The sequence below is a fragment of the Empedobacter sp. GD03797 genome (assembly GCF_029842105.1).
In the GTDB taxonomy this organism is placed as follows: domain Bacteria; phylum Bacteroidota; class Bacteroidia; order Flavobacteriales; family Weeksellaceae; genus Empedobacter; species Empedobacter falsenii_C.
In genome coordinates this window covers 37,035-55,499 of the sequence record NZ_JAOCFS010000012.1, presented here as the reverse complement: position 1 = coordinate 55,499, position 18,465 = coordinate 37,035, and the positions used below count along the sequence as shown (strand labels likewise).

Genomic DNA, 18,465 nt, shown 5'->3' with positions numbered 1-18,465 from the left:
AAAGAGTTAATCTAGATTAACTCTTTTTTTTATATTATTTTGCTGTTTTAGCTTTTGTATCTTCTTTAATATTAATATTTTCATTTCTATCCAATTGTTTTGGAGCTTTAGGAGGAGTAGCTTCAGGTTCCTCCACATTCTTCTTAGGATTACGCAATTTTTCCAACAAACGTTTTGCTTGTTTTGCTTCTTCAGTACCATCGTAAGCGGTAACTACAATTTCTAAAGCTTGCTCAAAATCGCTATCTTTTCCAGTTTGTTTGATCGCATAAGCATTTAATAAAGCAAATTTAGCAACGATAATTTCTGTCGGAAATTTCACAATTGCTTCTTGTACTTTTTTCTTAACTTCATCATATTTTTTATCTTGATACAATGCATAAGCAACTTTGTAAGCTTCTAAAGCTTCTTTTGTTTCAGCTGTAATGTATTCAACTTCTGGATTAAGAATATAGCCTGCATAAATTGTATTTGGATACTTTGTTAGAATGATATTCTTGTATTCATCTTCTAATTTTTGATCACGATTTTTATAAATACGATACAATTGATAAGTCGCTTTTAATAACACATCTTCCGATTTTGGAGGCGAAGCAACCAAGGCTTTCAGCTCTTTTCCAGCTAGCTCAGCGTTATTGAAAATATCAAAATATCCAGTCCCTAAAGACAATTGAGTTGTATCTCTCACAACTTTCAAGTCATTCAAAGCTTTTTGAGAAGTTGGAATTTGATCTAAATAATAATCAAGTTCAAAACGTCTTGGATCACCAGCAGCAATTTGCCCTGTCAATTCATTCTGTTTATCCTCAATTGCAGTACTTATCGCATTCGAATTTCTCCAATTATCTTTTAAGGAAATTCCTCCCCAAATACGTTGGAATTCTTGCTGTCCAGTTGATTTTAAGTTTTGATTATAGAAATAGAATTTTCCTTTATCAGCATTGTTAAAACTCGTTGTGAAACTTGCCGTTTTATTCTCTAACTGAAAAGTTTCCATTTCTTTTTGCTCTTCTATGGCTTGCTTTTCTTCTTTTTTCTTTAATTTTTCGATATAATCTGTAAAGAATTTTGATTGATCTTCTTTTGGAAGTGCAGCAAGTTTTAGAATTGAATCATTTTTCTGAACTAAATAATGTTTCTCCATCAATTTTTTCAAAACATCATTTCGTTTCTGAATACGCGTTTGATCTTCTGGTAAATTATAACTCGTTTGTGCCGAATCATAATAAGCCGAAGCATAAACATAATCGTTTTGCTTGAATTTTATATCACCATAATTTTCGAAAGCACGCCCACGAATATAAGGATCAGACATTGGTTCCTTCAAACTCAATTTTGCATATTCTACAGCATCATCCATTTTGTCCGCTCGGAAAGCCATTTCAGAAATTCCGTAGTATAACTCGTTTTTCTTCGATGCATAAATTCCTTTATTCGCGATGTCTAACAAGTTTTGCTTGTAATTTCCGTAATTATTAATTTTTGGATCAAAATTAGCTGCAATCGCCAATTGCGATTTGATTTCCATATCAAATCCAGGCTTCATTTTATAAACTTGCGTGAAAGCTTCACCAGCTTCTTGTTGTTTTCCTAATTTAGAAAAAACTTGTCCTAACGTATAAAATATACGAACGCGTTCATCTTTATTTGTAGAAAAATATTCGGCTTTTTGTAATGGATCAAGTGCTTCTTCGTACTTTTTTTGATCAATCAAAAATTGAGCATACGTTCGCGCAATCATTGTTTTTAATTCTTTGCTTTTATACGGGTCGTTTTCATAAAGTTTTTGCAAAGTTTCGGCTCCATCAAAGTAATTTCCACCTTTTATTTCAGCAACCGTCTTATAAACATGCGCTTCTTGAGCATATTTAGAATCTTTGAAATTTTTAACAACATAGTTTAAAGCATCAAGCGCTTCAAAGTATTTTTTTTGATAAAATAATGATTTTCCAATCAATAAATAAGCGCGTCCCATCAAAGGATTATTTTCTTTTCCTTTGATTAACATTGAATGTTTTTCGATAGCTTTAGAAGCTTTTGCCTCTACAGCAGCAAATCCTACAGGTTTTTCTACTTTATCTTGATTATTTCGATTTCCACCTCCAATACCAAAATTGGGTGTATTAAATCCACCTAAATTGGCAGAATCCGAAACAGAAAAATATTCTATTCCAACAGGTAAAATCTTCGAGTAATTTTCTACATAATTTGTTTGCAGTTCTGTGTTCTTTTTTTCTAACTCATCCTCAGCATTGAATACTCCATTAAACCACGATGTCATCTTGTGATATTGTCGGTTTTTGAAACTATTTTTTTGCGTAGAACAGCCGATTAAAAAACTTGCGGCGAAGATACTCAGTACAATCTTTTTCATGATAGCGAATAAAAACAAATCTACAATAAAACGTTCGATTAGAAAAAATCTTGTATCCCTCGAAAAAATAAGATAATTTTATGTGGAATAGAAATAATAGAGAAGCGACTTTTTACGGGATGATTATAAAATGATAGCTAACGTTTTAGCTTTAATGTAATTAGTGATTTGACTAAGAAAAATCATTGCAATTGTTGTTAAATTATTTAGAATATTCGTTTAAATTCGACCAATAATAATGTTTTAAAGGAACAGCATGAAAGCTTTTTTAGCGAAAATTTTTGCAAAATACATTGTCAATAAAGAACAAAGGTGGATAAATAATCCGCTAGAAACACAAGACAAAATTCTAAATGAATTGATTGTTGCTGCAAAAAATACAAAGTTTGGAGTTGATCATCATTTTGAATCAATCAAAAATTATGAAGATTTTAAATCGCAAGTTCCAATCAACGATTATGAAGGTTTGAAACATTATTTTGATGAGGTAATTGAAGGGAAACCTGATATTCTTTGGCCTGGAAAACCTCTTTATTTGGCTAAAACTTCTGGAACAACTTCTGGTGCAAAATATATTCCGCTTACAAAAGAGTCTGTTCCATCGCATATAAATTCTGCTCGAAATGCTTTATTGTTTTATATTAATGAAACAAAGAATTCTAATTTTGTTGACGGAAAAATGATTTTCTTGCAAGGAAGTCCAATTCTCGAAGATAAAAACGGATTGAAAATTGGTCGACTTTCTGGAATTAGTGCGCATTTTGTTCCAAATTATTTGCAAAAAAATCGTTTGCCGTCTTATGAAACAAATGTGATTGAAGATTGGGAAACGAAAGTGGATAGAGTAGTGGATGAAACGGTGAAAGCTGATATGACGCTGATATCTGGGATTCCGCCTTGGTTGATTATGTATTTTGAACGATTGATTAAAGTTTCTGGAAAAGAAAACGTTCAGTCGATTTTTAAGAATTTACAATTAATGGTAACAGGAGGTGTAAATTATGAACCATATCGCGATAAAGTGAATCAATTAATTGGTCGAAAAATAGATTGTATTCAGACTTATCCTGCTTCAGAAGGGTTTATTGCATATCAAGATTCACAAAAAAGTGATGATTTATTGCTTTTATTGAACAACGGAATTTTTTATGAATTTGTACCAGTTGATGAATTTTTTGATGAAAATCCAACCCGAATTTCCTTGAAAGATGTTGAAATTGGAAAAGATTATGTGCTAATTCTCAATACAAATGCAGGTTTGTGGGGATATAATATTGGTGACACAGTTCGTTTTACCTCGATAAAACCTTATAGAATTGTTGTTTCTGGTCGAATCAAACATTATACATCTGCTTTTGGTGAACATGTAATTGGTCACGAAGTGGAGCAGGCTTTGCAAAAAACTTTAGAAAAATATCCAGCGAGTGTAAATGAGTTTACAGTTGCGCCTCAAGTCAATCCAACAGAAGGTTTGCCTTATCACGAATGGTTAATAGAATTTGATCAAAAACCAGAAGATATAACAATTTTTAATCAAGAATTGGATACGCAAATGCGTCATCAAAATACATATTATGATGATTTGATTACGGGAAATATTTTGCGTCCTCTTGTTGTTTCTGAGGTTAAAACAGAAGGTTTTCAACATTACATGAAATCGATAGGGAAATTGGGTGGACAAAATAAAGTTCCTCGTTTGTCTAATAATCGCGAAATTGCAGATGAATTTTACAATTTAAACTTAATTACTACAAATTGAACACACACACAACAATAGATAAAATGATTTACAAAACGGTAAAAAGTTCATTGGTAACTTTTTCGCAATTAATGCTTCCATCACATTCCAATTTTAGTGGAAAAATACATGGTGGATTCATTCTTTCTCTACTCGATCAAATTGCATTCGCATGTGCTTCCAAATACTCTGGAAAGTACTGTGTCACGGCATCTGTGGATAGAGTAGATTTCTTAACGCCAGTAGAAGTAGGAGAATTATTAACCCTAAAAGCATCGGTTAACTATGTCGGAAGAACGTCAATCGTTGTAGGAATTCGAGTAGAAAGTCAAAACATTCAAACAGGCGAAATTAAACATTGTAATTCGTCTTATTTTACGATGATTTGTAAGGAAGAAAATGGAGAAAAAGCTGAAGCTCCAAAATTAATTTTGAAGAATCTGAACGAAGTTCGACGCTTTTATAAAGCTTTGCATCGAATTGAAGAACATACAAAAGCAAAAGAGCAAGTGAAAAATTCGATTGATTATAAATCACAAGATTTAATTGATCATTTATTGGACAATCATTTTGTTAAAATAGAACTAGATTAAAGTTTTTACATCATAAATAAAGGACTCAATTCAGTAAATGGATTGAGTTTTTTTATATAGTTGATAAATAAGTGTTTGTGATTTATCCTCCTCAAAAAAAAAAGATTATTGAATGGTCATGACTAAATTGAAAATTATTTGATTTTAAGAAAATTAGGCATTGTATTTGTTTTATAAATTTTTAATACCAAAACCAAACTTTTTATTTAATTCATTATTATGAAAACTCTCTTCAAATTTTTATTACTATTGATAGCAAGTACAACTATTTCATTTGCTCAATCTTCTGGTTTAAATAGTCAATTAATACAAACAAATTTTAGTAAAAATAGCTCTAAATCTTCAAATCCTATTAGTTTGGCTGTAGCAGGAAGTGTACTTGTTTTAGCTTTTTGTGCTTTTCGTTTCAGAAAAAAAATTGTCTAAAGCGAAACAAATCCTTTTTTCGAAATCAGAAAAACGATTTAATTTTTAAATTTGTAGAATGAAATATTTATTCATTTTACTTGTATTGTTAGTGCTGTTTGTTATTTACAAAAAACTAAAAACAGCTCAAATAGAAAAACCACTTCCGAAAGAAGAAGAACCAAAAATATCGTTTATAGAAATTGGAAAAAATGATGATTTGATTGATGATTCTAATCAACACATTTCAGAATTTCAAGTAAAAATAAATTCGGTAACAAAGAAAAAAAATACATTAGAATTCTTAATTTCTATTCAAAATAACACTGAAAAAACAGTTCGTATAAATATCGTAGAAGCTGATTTTTATTCAAATTCTTCTCAAAAAAAGATCAAAGCAGATGTTACATTTTATGGAGAATTGGCAATGGGAACTAATGATATTTTATTGAAAAATACCATTTTACCCGAATCTCACGTTATTCGAAATATTTATTTCTTCGAAACAGATTTAATTCATTTTAACCAAAATGATTATTTAGAGATCGATATAGAGATTAATGGAGAACATCATCAGTTCAAAAATTATTTTCATCAAACAACTTTCGAATCGATTAAATACATTCAGTAATCCGATTTTTTGATTTGAATTGTAAGGCTTAATTTTGCATTTCAGAATTTAGAGATATGAAACATATACAATTGATGATTGGAAGCTTGATGCTTTTTGGATTAACAGCTTGTCAAACACCAAAAATAGTTACTGAACAACAACAAGTTCAGCAAAAAAGTTTGCAAGTTGATGGTAAAATTTATGCCGCGTTTTTTCAACAACGTGCCGCTGAATATCAAGCCTTAAGCCAGCAAGCTTATAATGTTGCTAAAATGAGATTGGATGAAGCAATTGCGAATAAAGGTGCAAAACCTTTGGCGATTGTAACGGATATTGACGAAACTTTTTTGGATAATTCGTACTATGCCGTAGAAATGGCGCGTCAAGGAAAAACGTGGTCACAAGAAACTTGGGCAAATTGGACGTCGAAAGGAATTGCTACGCCTTTGGCTGGTTCATTAGACTTTTTTCAGTATGCGGCGAGTAGAGGTGTTCAGATTTTTTACGTTACAAATCGATACGAAGTGGAACGTCCTGGAACTTTAGCAAATTTAGAAAAATACAATTATCCAATTCAAAGTGCTCAGAATTTGATTTTGAGAAGCAAAGAAAGCAGTAAAGAAGCACGTCGTCAAAATATTTCGAAAGATTATGACATTGTTTTATTGTTGGGAGATAGTTTGACAGATTTTTCTTCTTTATTTGATAATCATAAATCTGAAAAAGAAAGAGCGGCAGCCGTAGAAACTTTAAAATCTGAATTTGGAAAACGATTTATTGTATTGCCTAATGTTGGATATGGAGATTGGGAATCTGCAATATTTGATTACAAATATGATTTGACTCAAGAGCAAAGAGATTCGATTATATACGAAGCAGCGAGAGAAACTCCTGTGAAATAAAGAATAAATTAACAATGAAAACTGTCTTAATCGGACAGTTTTTTTTGTTTTTCTAAAATTGTAAAAATTAAAATCCAATTAGAAAACTTTTTACATTCATCTCATCTTATTCAATTTCATTAATTTTGAAAAAATGGAAAGTGTATGCAAATTTTAGTAATCGAAGATGATAAGCGAATAAGCGATTTTTTAATCAAAGGATTAGAAGAAAATGGACATTTGGTTACGCTTTGTAAAGATGCCGAAACTGTTTTAGATGAATTTCTTACGATTCAGTTTGATTTGATTATTTGCGATATTATGTTACCAAAAATGGATGGAATTCAGCTTGTACAGACACTTCGTTACAAAAAAATATTCACTCCAATTTTGATGTTAAGTGCATTAAATACAGTTCAAGATAAAGTTTCGGCTTTGGACTATGGTGCAGATGATTACATTACAAAACCATTTCATTTCGACGAATTATTATCGCGAATCAAAGCTTTAACGCGTCGTAATCAGTTTCGTTCACAAGAAATTCCTGAAAATAAATTGATTTTTGATGACTTAGAAATCGATTTGAATCAATACAAAGTTTTTGTCAATCAAGAAGAAACAGAGCTTTCTCCTCGTGAATTTAAGTTGTTGAATTATTTAATCGAAAATATAGATAAAACCGTTACTCGTATCCAAATTTTAAATGCTGTTTGGGGAATAACATTCGATAATCACACCAATGTTGTGGATGTTTACATTTCGTATTTGCGTAATAAAATAGAGAAAAATGGTATGAAATATATTCATACAGTAAAAGGCGTTGGTTATATGTTTAAAGCTTAAATTATGAAGTTAAAACATCGATTAGCGCATTATTCAGTCATTATTTTTAGTATCATTATTTTGATTGTTTCTACAATTATTTATTTTTCTTTTTATACCGAAATGGAGAAAAAAGAGATCAAATCATTGCAGAATAAGACACTTTTGGCTTCTATTTATTATTTAGAAAAGGACGAATTACCTGTTTTAGAACATAATAATATCAAAAATCAATTAGAGAAGACGATTTCCCGAAAAAATATTTTAATTGTTGATCATAACAACAAAAAATACAATGGAAATATGTCGTCTAATAAAGATATTTCAACCAATTTTATAGAAAATATTCGTGCCAATAAATCAGATTTTTTTACAAGTAAAGATTTCTTTTATAACGGAATTTTTTATCGTGATAATGAAGGTGATTTTGTTGTAATCACGCGTGAATCTAAACAAGAATTTAACGAACAAATGCAATCGTTACTTCAAATTTTGATTTCGGTTTCATTGGTTGGGTTGATTTTTATTTATCTATTTTCTAATTTTTTAGGAGTAATTGCTTATGAACCGATTACAAAAATTATTGAGCAAATAAAAGAGCGTGATGCAAAGAATTTTACTGAACCTTTAAAGCTCAATAAGTCGTATGCGGAGATTGAAGATTTAATCAAAACCTACAATCATTTTATTGATCGAATGGCGCAAACTTTTAATGTACAAAAGAATTTTATCGATTATGTTTCACACGAATTACGAACTCCAATTACAGCATTATTAGGGACTTTTGAGGTAACTAATCATAAAAAAAGAACGCTAGAAGAATACGAAAGTGTGATTGTGCAATTAAAACAATATACGAATGATTTGCAAGAAACGTTAGATCAAATGATGTTACTTTCGGGTGCAAAAACGAGTTTTGAATTTAGTCAAATTCGAATTGATGAGGTAGTTTGGCAAGTGATTGAAAATGCTATTTTGTATCATCAAGCACGTATAAATGTGGATTTACAAGTCGAAAATAATCAATTGTTAACCATTCAAGGAAACGAAAAATTATTAGAAGTTGCGTTGAATAATTTAGTAAGTAACGCGATAAAATATTCGAACAATCAACCGATTTTAGTACAGTTTTTGGAAATCAATCACCGTTTACAAATTCATATTTCCGATTTGGGAATTGGTATTTTAGAAACCGATATCAAACAAATTAAACAAAACTTTTTTCGAGGAAAAAACACGCAAGATTTTCAAGGAAAAGGTATTGGACTTTCGATGGCGAATATTATTTTTACACTTCATCAAATTGATATCGAAATTGTTCCAAATAAACCTAAAGGAACGATTGTTAAACTCATTTTCTAATCTACTTTTAATCTAACTTAAAACTCGCCTTAATCTTACACTTTTACTTTTGAATTTTCAAAAAGAGTAGAAGTGAAGAAGATCTATTATACTGCAATTCCAATTATTTTTGCGATGCAAACACAGGCGCAAAACGTAACGTTGGACAATCTAGAAGCCGCTTTTTTACAAAAAAATTATGCACTCATTGCGAATAAATTCAATGCTGACAGAGTTGATGCTGAAATTATTCAGGAGAAATTATGGCAAAATCCAACGTTGAGTATTTCTGAGGTTAATCTTTGGAAAACTTATAATGTAGAAGAACAGCCTTATTTATTCGGTAAATACGGGAAAAATCAACAAATTTCTGTCGAATTAGAGCAATTAATTGAAACCGCAGGTAAACGAAAAAAGCGTGTTGCAATTAAAGAATTAGAGAAGAATTCGGCACTTTTTGAGTATGAGGAATTGTTGCGTGAGCTGAAAAAAGAATTAAGACAAACATATTTTTCGTTGGCGCGTATTCAATCTGAAAAAAAAGAATTGCAAAATAGCGTTGATTTGTTTGAACAAATGATGACGCAATATCAGCGACAAGCAGATTTAAAAAATGTTCCAAAAGCAGATTTTTACAGACTTCAAACCGAATTAATTGGTTTACAAAAAGATCAAATTGAGCTAGAAAATCAAGAAATTGAATACATCAATAAACTTCGATTGTTAACGCAAAACTCAGATTTAAATGTAAATGAAATCGATTTTTCAAGATTCAATTCTCACTCCAAATCAATTCCATTTAATGCTAAACAATTAGCGAAAGAGCAAAATATAGCGTTAAAAAAACAAGAGAATGAAATCAATTTAGCTGAAAAACAATTGATTTTAGAAAAAGCACAACGTACACCAGATTTGGCTTTTCAAGTAATTTATGATCGAGGTGGAAATATTATGCGCGATTTTGTTGGTGTTGGAGTAAGCATTGATTTACCGATTTTTAATACGAATAAAGGAAACATCAAAGCTTCTGAAATTGTACTGAATCAACAACAAATCACCAAAAATGCCTTGAATTCTGAATTAGATATTTCGATTGATCGACTTCAAAATCAAATTAGTCAATTGGATAAAGCACTTATTCAATGGAAAAAATTGAACAATCAAGAGCAATTAACTATGATTGACAATTATAAAAAACATCTCCAAAATAAACAAATCACTTTATTAGAATTTATTGATTTTACGCAGGCTTATCGCGAATCTCAAAAAGCTTATTTGGATTTATTGGAAAATTATCAAAACACATTCGAAGAACTAAATTATATCGTTGGACAAGATTTATAAAATGATGAAAAAAACTTTTTATTTTTTAGCTGCTTTTACTTTGGTTTTAAGTAGTTGTAACAAGCAAGAAACCGAGAAAGAAGTGGTAAAAGAAAACAAATTTTGTTTGAACGAGCAATTGAAAAAGTCAACCGAAATTGTACCAGTTTTGCAGCAACCAATTCACGAACAATTAACCTTGTCAGGAAAAATTGAATATAACGAAAATGATTTAGTTGGCTTTAAAAGTTTGCTACAAGGAGTGGTAGATAAAGTGAACTTTGAATTAGGCGATTATGTGCGTCAAGGTCAAGTTTTGGCAGTTGTAAAATCGAACGAAGTACTAGATTTGGTACAGCAAAAGCGTTATCATCAAAATCAAATGGATTTGATTCGAAAACAAATTAAGTCGAAAAAAGAATTGTTGAATGATGGAATGGCTTCTCAGCCCGAAGTTACAGAGGCAGAACACGAATTACAATCAGCGCAAATTGAAATTGATAAAATCAATGCTACCTTGAAGATGTATCGTGCAGTTGGCAATGGTCAATTCCAGATTTTATCACCTAAAAATGGTTATATCGTTCAGAAAAACATGAGCGTTGGTCAGTCTATTATTTCTGATTCAGATGAAAATCTTTTCTCTATTTCAAATCTAAAACAGGTTTGGGTAATGGTAAATATTTACGCAAATAATCTGCAATATGTAAAAAAAGGTGATGCTGTAAAAGTGAAATCTATGGCGTATCCTGACCGCATTTATGTTGGGAAAATTGATAAAATATACAATGTGTTTGATGAAAATGAACACGTTTTGAAAGCACGTGTTGTATTGGAAAATCAAGATTTGAACTTGATGCCAGGTTTGAGTGCAGATATTATTATCGATAAACAAAATATTGTTGGAAATGCATTTGCGATACCAAACAAAGCCAAAGTTTTTGAGAACAACAAGGAATATGTGGTGGTATATAAAAATGATTGTACAATGGAAATCCGAAAAATTACGACGATTGGTCAGAATGAGGAATACACATTTGTTAGCGAAAAGTTTGCACCAAATGAGAAAGTTATTTCTCGAAACGCCCTAATGATATTTGAGGAATTAAATAAATAATAAATGAAAAAGTTAGTACAATCAGTCGTAACTTTTTCGTTACGAAATACAACCTTTGTTTTATTTGCTGTATTTGCATTACTCTTTGCAGGTATATTTTCTTTAAAACATACACCAATAGAAGCATTTCCAGATGTAACGAATACTAGAGCTCGTATCATAACACAATGGCCAGGAAGAAGTGCTGAGGAAATGGAAAAATTGGTGACTTTACCAGTTTCAAAAGTAATGAATAGTATTCCGCATAAATCAAATATTCGTTCTATTTCTCTTTTCGGATTATCTGTTGTTACTGTTCAGTTTGAAGATGGTGTAGATGATTTTTATGCACAACAATATGTGTCTAATAAATTAAGTGGAGTTGATTTACCAGAAGGAGCCGATGCAGATATTGAACCACCTTCTGGTGCTACAGGAGAAATTTTTCGTTATGTAATAAAAAGTGATTTACCAATAAAGGAAGTTACAGCAATTCAGGATTGGGTAATTGAACGTGAATTACTTTCTGTATCAGGAGTTGCAGATGTTGTAAGTTTTGGTGGAGAAGAAAAAACATATGAAATTAAAATCAATCCAACCGAATTAAAAAATTATAATTTATCGTCTTTAGATGTTTACGAAGCAGTTTCTAAATCAAATATAAATGTAGGTGGAGATGTTATTCAGCAAGGAGATCAAGCTTATGTAGTTCGTGGTGTTGGTTTGTTAGATAAGATAGAGGATATAGGAAATATTACTGTTGCTCTAAATGGTTCTACACCAATTCTTATCAAAAATGTAGCAGATGTTGTTGTTTCAAATAAACCTAGATTGGGACAAGTTGGTTATAATGAAAATGATGATATGGTTCAAGGTATCGTTATTATGCTACGAGGAGAAAATCCATCAGAAGTCATTGGAAATCTGAAAGCAAAGATTGAAGAATTAAATACAAGAACTTTACCAGATAATGTAAAAATTGAAACAGTTGTAGATCGTACAAAATTGGTGGATAATACAGTACATACGGTTTCTAAAAATATTATTGAAGGTATTTTATTGGTTTCATTAATTGTTTTTGTTTTTTTATATAATTGGAAATCAACATTTATTGTAGCTTCGGTTATTCCGCTTTCTTTTTTGTTCGCAATTATTATGTTGAAAATACAAGGATTACCAGCGAATTTAATTTCAATGGGGTCATTGGATTTTGGATTGTTGTTAGAAGGAACTTTGGTAATTGTAGAAACAGTTTTTGTTGCTTTAGCTACAATGCAACATAAAGTAGGAGCCGAACGTTTCGCAAAAATGAGTAAAATGGGTGTTATAAAGAAAAGCGCCGGAAGTGTAGCTTCTTATATTTTCTTTGCTTTACTTATTCTTATTGTCGCTTTATTACCGATATTTTCATTCCAAAAAGTGGAAGGTAAAATGTTCTCTCCTTTAGCATTTACATTAGGATACGCATTATTAGGATCTTTAATATTGAGTCTAACTTATGTTCCTGCAATGTGTAAGTTGCTTTTTAAGAAAAATATGGAGGAGAAAGAGAACTTTATTACTCGATTTTTTCAGAAAACTATTTTTGGATTATATGAAACTGCATTTCGTTATAAAAAAGCAACAATAGGAATCTTTTTAGGGATTTTAGCTCTTTGTTTGTTTAAGTTCTCACATTATGGATCAGAATTTCTTCCGAAATTGAATGAAGGAGCAATTTACATTCGTGCAACTTTACCAAATAGTGTCAATTTACAAGAGTCAACTCGATTAACAAAAGAGATGAAAGAGTTGATGCAGAAAGATTGTGATGAAATTGATTTTATTTTAACACAAACAGGTCGACCAAATGATGGAACAGATCCAACAGGATTCTTCAATATTGAGTTTAATATTCAATTAAAAGATAAAAAAGATTGGAAGCGCAAGGTTTCAAAAGAAGAGATTATTCAAGAGATGCGAGATAAACTGAATCATTATCCTGGAATTGTATTTGGATTTTCGCAACCCATTCAAGATAATGTTGAAGAATATGTAGCAGGTGTAAAAAGTTCATTAGTTATTAAGATTTTTGGTGATGATTTGTATGATTTAGAAAAATATGCAAATAAGGTAGCTTCATCTATCGAAAAAGTAAATGGAATAACGGATATCAATGTTTACAAAAATATTGGATTACCTGAACTTAGAATAGAATTGAGTGATTCAAAAATGGCGAAATATGGTATTAGTACAGCGGATGTTCAGGCAGTAATTGAAATGACAATTGGTGGACAAGCAGCTACTAAGTTTTATGAAAATGATCGACAGTTTGATGTTATTCTTCGTTTTCAAGAAGCTTATAGAGATACTCCTGAGAAAATTGGAAATATTTTGATTCCGACAAGTAACGGGAACAATGTTCCTTTGCAGGAAATAGCTACAATTGGTTATCAAACAGGACCTGCTTTTATTTATCGAGAAGGAAATAGCCGTTATATCGGTGTAGGATTCAGTATAGAAGGTCGTGATTTAGGAAGTACAATCGATGAAGCGAAGAAAGTAGTGGCCAAAGAAGTTAAATTACCGAAAGAAAATTACATGGAATGGGCTGGTGAATTCGAAAGTAAAGAGCGCGCAGCAAAACAATTAGCAATGGTCGTTCCCATTTCTTTAGTTTTGATTTTATTATTATTGTATACTAATTTCGGAAATGTAAAAGATACAGCGATAGCTGCATTAACACTGCCTTTTGCTTTTATTGGAGGATTTATTTCGCTTTGGGTAACAGGAACTATTTTTGGTATATCTGCGGGAATAGGTTTTATTATTCTTTTTGGAGTAGCAACAATTGATGGAATTGTTCTAATTGGTGTTATTCGAGATAATTTAAAGCATAAAATGCAATTAAAAGAAGCAATAGTTAATGGTGTTAAAAGTAGAATACGCCCTGTTGTGATGATTGCTTTAATGGGATCGATGGGACTATTACCAGCAGCACTTTCTACCGGAATGGGCTCTGAAATTCAGAAACCATTAGCCATTATGATTGTAGGTGGATTAATCATTTGCTTGGTTTTATCGTTTACCGTTTTGCCTGTAGTGTTTTATTTTGTTTATAGAAAAGAACATGAAAATAAGTTCCTGAAATAATTTATTGTTCTTTTTATTTATTATTATTGAAAAGGGGTTTTTACCAAATGGTAGAAACCTCTTTTTTGTTAAATGTTTTTATTTATTCTTGACGCAAAGTGTGCAAGAGTAGTATATTGTGGAAGCAAAAAAATTAAGATTGTAAATCTATTCACTAAAATAATTATATTTGAGTATAATGATACGAAACATCACAAAACTTGATTTCTTAAAAAATAATGTTACTAGCAGTTTTATGAAACATTACATAACGATAATATTACTTTTGACTTTTACTGTAAGCTTTTCACAGAAACGATTGGACGGTATGATAGCTGAATTAAAACATTCTGATTTTAGTGCTATTTATAAAGTTAAAGATAGTATTGTGAACTATCAAAAAGATGCTATTCCTGAACTTATTGAATTGCTTAAAGATACTTCATTCGTAAAGCTTAATAATACTGCTGACCTAATTTATCCAGGAGCAGAAAAATTTTACGGACATGGTTGGATTGTAAATTATGACATTGATTGGATTTCTGTTAGAGCCGCTTGGTTATTAGAAGAAATAACATTTCAGAATTTTGGTTATCGTGACTTGACAATTAATGAAGATAAGTTAATGAGTTTGCATAAACAAGATTATACTTCGTATTTACAAACTGGTAGTCACGATATTGACTTTAAAGATAAAACTCCAAGAGAACAACTTATAATTTATCGACTAATGCTTGCTGACAGAGTTTTAAAGTGGTGGGATAAAAATAAAAATGGTTGGACACGTCTTAATGCAATTAAAGAAGCACTTTCAAGTATTGACGAACAAAGACAGAGTCTTGCATTAAGATATTTACGTTTTGGCAAAACAGATTGTGCTGGATTAACACTTGAAAATTATAAAGAAGAAATAAAACCAATAATTAAAAAAATTAAACGAAGTAAAAATGAAAATGCAGAACAAGCAAAATATTTACTTGAGGATAATGAATATTATTGGTTCAAATCAAAGACAGAAAGATAGTAGCTATGATATATTCTTCAAAAATAACCACATAGAAACATAAAACCAAATGATTTTGCGTTGAAATTAGTTGTTTACCTATTCGTATTTTCAACTAATCTTTACAAGTCATCATTGCTAAAACTATGTTTCTATGTGGTTAAAATAAATTTGAACAACATTTATAAAATTCTATTTTCGATACAATTTTTCTTCACTCTTCTACGCCGTTAATCAGAGCATTGTACCGAAAAATCACTTTAATTAACGCCTACTACAGTTCCTACTTTTCCTGAGAATCCACCAAGGATTCCTTTTTTAATTTCTGCCATAACTGGAAGTTTTTATGATTAATATTCATAAAGTTAGCAACAGAAACAACACCATTTACAAAAACACAATTTTGTGCCCGCATTTGCCCTGCTCTGCCCGCATTTGTCCACTTTTGTCCAGTTGCTTTTTACACAATAATAGTAATATAACAAAATAAAAACCTTGCTAACCTCCTATTTATAAGAGCTAGAGAGAAGTTGAATTTTTGGTCAATTTTGGTCTTGTTCGACCATTGTTCGACCATTGTTCGACGAATCTTCGGAAAAACGGCATTCTCGTCGAAGAACGGTCGAAGAAAACACGAACAAAAGTGGGAGGAAATTGAAATTATAAAAATAAAATGATGCAAGAATACTTTGTTTCGCTATCCATACATTCATTATTACATTCTACATTAAATTATTTCGTGATACATGAATATTGTTTTTATAAATATCTTATTTACAAAAAAAATAATTATATTTGCTTCTAATTTTACGAAATGCAGATATAGGTGATTTTTTACGAAACAAAAGCTAGATCAGTTTCGTGAAAAAACAATGTTGGTGGCAAGTTTTTTACAGAACAGAGAAAATAAAATTATTGTAACTAAAATATGGAAATAGAGCAACTTTCAATAGATAATCTTAAACAGCTAACCGAACTTGTTTTAGAACTTTGGATTGATTGTGAGTTTGACGAAGAATTTGAAAATTATAAAAGGATATTAGGTTCAGAAAGTGAAATTTGTTATCTCTGCAAAGAAGCAGGTGATTATATTGCTTTTTTACATTTAAGTAGCCGAAATGATTATGTAGAAGGAGCAAAAGACTTGCCAATAGCGTATGTTGAGGGAATTTATGTAAAGTCAGATTTTCAAAAGAAAGGCATTGCAAAAAAACTAATGAACTATGCTGAAAATTGGGCAAAACAAAAAGGTTATAATCAAATAGCATCTGACACTAACATTACTAATTCAGTAAGTATTGATTTTCATAAACAGATTGGTTTTGCAGAGATAGAGCGTATTGTTTGTTTCATCAAAGATTTATAGAATAAAATGAGCAAACAAAAAAGCAAACTATTTTATTTGGCAACAGTTGGAATTTTATCTTATGTTGTTGCAGACATTATACACGAAGTAATAGGACACGGTGGAACTTCTTTAATTATTGGAAACAAAATTGAACTATTGACGAGTGTTTATTTTAAAAGTAGTCCAGGGAATATATTCGTGGACATTGGTGGACCTATTGCAAATTTAATTTTCGGTGGCTTTACATTTTATATTCTAACAAGAAAATCTTTTGACAAATTATTTTTATTTCAAGTAACAGCTTATAATTTATTTTGGCTTTCGGGGACAATTTTACATTCAGCAATCAGTAAAACAGGCGATTGGACTTTTGCGGTAAAAGAAGTTGTTGGAGAACCTTACGCAAAGATTTTATTAATTTTTACAGGAATTTTATTTTACTTTATTATTCTACGAGTTTTGAATTTTTATTTAAGCACTAAAAATAATGAACAACACATTGAGCCTTTAACGAAAAAAAATATTTTCTATTCATTCATATTTGCTTCTGTTGCAGCGTTTGTTGCAGGACTTTTTTTTCAATCAGACAGACTACATTCGGCATTAGAAGGCTTACTTGAAATGGCTTCTTCATTACCAATTTTATTTTTAAAATTTGGAGAGAATTCCTTTGAAGAAAGTTACAAATCCAAACCAAATTACTTTTTAGAGTTGATAGTTATTATAATTTACATTGCTTTTTGTTTGACTCTTGGGAAAGGAATAACATAGAAAAATAAACCTGCCACCAACAGCGGTTTGCAAAAATGGCGGGTTTTGGGCTTAATTTAAAGTTTGTTTTGTACCTTTGTCGTCATTGCAAAACCTAAAGTTTAGGCTTCTTTAATCCGCCACTTCTGCAAGCCGCGGAACGTTGTACGACATAGTAAAACCGAACCAAACAAAATGAAAGTCAGAGAAGAAAAGTTAAGAACAATTATAGAATGGTCGGAGAAAAACGAAGATGTAAGAGTTCTTCTTCTGACAAGTTCACTTGTAAATCCTTTAGCACTTGTTGACGAATTTAGTGATTTAGACATTGAATTTGTTTTTGAGGATAATACAAATTACATTTCAGACAAAAGCTGGACGCTTAAATTCGGAAATCCAATTGCTATGATTGAAGAAGACGAAAGTTGTTTTAACCATAAACACGCAATGAAAATGCTACTTTATGAAGACGGTGTGAAAGTAGATTTTAAACTTTACAGCAAATCAAAATTTATAAAGGAAACGCAAGAGAAAGAATTACCAGAAGATTGGGATATTGGTTATAAAATTTTAATTGATAAAGATGGTATTACAAAGCAAATGCTGAAACCAACTTATCAAATTTCCATTATCAAAAAACCGTCTGAAAAAGAGTTTCAAAATCTAATAAACGATTTTTGGTGGGACACAACTTACGTGGCAAAGTGTCTTGTGAGAGATGAAATATTCTATGCGAAATTTATGTCGGAAACCGTTATTCGCACAGAATATTTAATTCCTTTAATTGAATGGCACATTGCAAGTGAACACAATTGGAACATAACGACCAATAAATATGGACGACTTTTCAAAAAGTATCTTAACCAGGAAATGTGGGCTAAAACAGAACAAACATTTTCAGGGAGCGATATAAAGGAAAATTGGACTGCTCTATTTTCAATGACTGATTTAGTTTCAGAAATAGGAACTGAATTGTCAAAAAAATTAGAGTACAAATACCCGGATAAATTAGAAAATGACATACGAAAATATTTAGCTGGACTAAAACCCAAAACATAACTACGTCG

At 30.8% G+C, this 18,465-nt stretch carries 15 protein-coding genes; 14 read left to right on the top strand and 1 reads right to left on the bottom strand.

What is annotated here, in order from left to right; translation table 11 throughout:
• Positions 1-34: 34 nt before the first annotated feature.
• Complete coding sequence (locus tag N5D90_RS09710) at positions 35-2,281, bottom strand: tetratricopeptide repeat protein (protein ID WP_280062324.1); 2,247 nt, start codon at positions 2,279-2,281, stop codon at positions 35-37.
• A gap of 349 nt (positions 2,282-2,630) precedes the next feature.
• Between N5D90_RS09710 and N5D90_RS09705 the strand changes: the two genes are divergently transcribed.
• The 14 genes from N5D90_RS09705 (at position 2,631) to N5D90_RS09640 (ending at position 18,457) form a co-directional block, all read left to right on the top strand.
• Positions 2,631-4,133 carry a GH3 auxin-responsive promoter family protein gene (locus N5D90_RS09705; RefSeq protein ID WP_280062323.1) on the top strand — a complete coding sequence of 501 codons (1,503 nt, stop codon included), beginning with the start codon at positions 2,631-2,633 and terminating at the stop codon, positions 4,131-4,133.
• A 23-nt stretch (positions 4,134-4,156) separates the two neighbouring features.
• Entirely contained in the window at positions 4,157-4,705 is a 549-nt protein-coding gene (locus N5D90_RS09700; protein WP_181816338.1) for an acyl-CoA thioesterase, read from the top strand.
• Between the two features lie 249 nt (positions 4,706-4,954).
• On the top strand, positions 4,955-5,131 hold the full coding sequence (locus N5D90_RS09695) for a hypothetical protein (protein ID WP_280062322.1): 177 nt from the start codon (positions 4,955-4,957) through the stop codon (positions 5,129-5,131).
• Between the two features lie 58 nt (positions 5,132-5,189).
• Positions 5,190-5,741: a hypothetical protein gene (locus tag N5D90_RS09690; protein WP_280062321.1), complete on the top strand. Its 552-nt coding sequence runs from the start codon at positions 5,190-5,192 to the stop codon at positions 5,739-5,741.
• A 56-nt stretch (positions 5,742-5,797) separates the two neighbouring features.
• A complete protein-coding gene (locus N5D90_RS09685) occupies positions 5,798-6,625 on the top strand; it encodes a 5'-nucleotidase, lipoprotein e(P4) family (protein ID WP_280062320.1) in 828 nt (275 codons plus the stop codon).
• Positions 6,626-6,769: 144 nt separating this feature from the next.
• On the top strand, positions 6,770-7,447 hold the full coding sequence (locus N5D90_RS09680) for a response regulator transcription factor (RefSeq protein WP_280062319.1): 678 nt from the start codon (positions 6,770-6,772) through the stop codon (positions 7,445-7,447).
• A gap of 3 nt (positions 7,448-7,450) precedes the next feature.
• A complete protein-coding gene (locus N5D90_RS09675) occupies positions 7,451-8,788 on the top strand; it encodes a HAMP domain-containing sensor histidine kinase (protein WP_280062318.1) in 1,338 nt (445 codons plus the stop codon).
• A 72-nt stretch (positions 8,789-8,860) separates the two neighbouring features.
• Entirely contained in the window at positions 8,861-10,111 is a 1,251-nt protein-coding gene (locus N5D90_RS09670) for a TolC family protein (protein WP_280062317.1), read from the top strand.
• A 4-nt stretch (positions 10,112-10,115) separates the two neighbouring features.
• Positions 10,116-11,207, top strand: a complete 1,092-nt coding sequence (locus tag N5D90_RS09665) for an efflux RND transporter periplasmic adaptor subunit (protein WP_280050932.1) — start codon at positions 10,116-10,118, stop codon at positions 11,205-11,207.
• Between the two features lie 3 nt (positions 11,208-11,210).
• A complete protein-coding gene (locus tag N5D90_RS09660; protein WP_280062316.1) occupies positions 11,211-14,318 on the top strand; it encodes a CusA/CzcA family heavy metal efflux RND transporter in 3,108 nt (1,035 codons plus the stop codon).
• A gap of 307 nt (positions 14,319-14,625) precedes the next feature.
• Complete coding sequence (locus tag N5D90_RS09655; protein ID WP_115000071.1) at positions 14,626-15,321, top strand: hypothetical protein; 696 nt, start codon at positions 14,626-14,628, stop codon at positions 15,319-15,321.
• 907 nt (positions 15,322-16,228) lie between these two features.
• The gene (gene aac(6'), locus N5D90_RS09650) at positions 16,229-16,666 is read left to right on the top strand and encodes an aminoglycoside 6'-N-acetyltransferase (protein WP_280062315.1); all 438 of its coding nucleotides are present in this window, start codon (positions 16,229-16,231) and stop codon (positions 16,664-16,666) included.
• Positions 16,667-16,672: 6 nt separating this feature from the next.
• Positions 16,673-17,419 (top strand): hypothetical protein, encoded by a 747-nt coding sequence (locus N5D90_RS09645; protein ID WP_280062314.1) that lies wholly within the window; start codon positions 16,673-16,675, stop codon positions 17,417-17,419.
• Between the two features lie 174 nt (positions 17,420-17,593).
• Positions 17,594-18,457: an aminoglycoside 6-adenylyltransferase AadS gene (locus N5D90_RS09640; protein WP_003013318.1), complete on the top strand. Its 864-nt coding sequence runs from the start codon at positions 17,594-17,596 to the stop codon at positions 18,455-18,457.
• Positions 18,458-18,465: the final 8 nt, after the last annotated feature.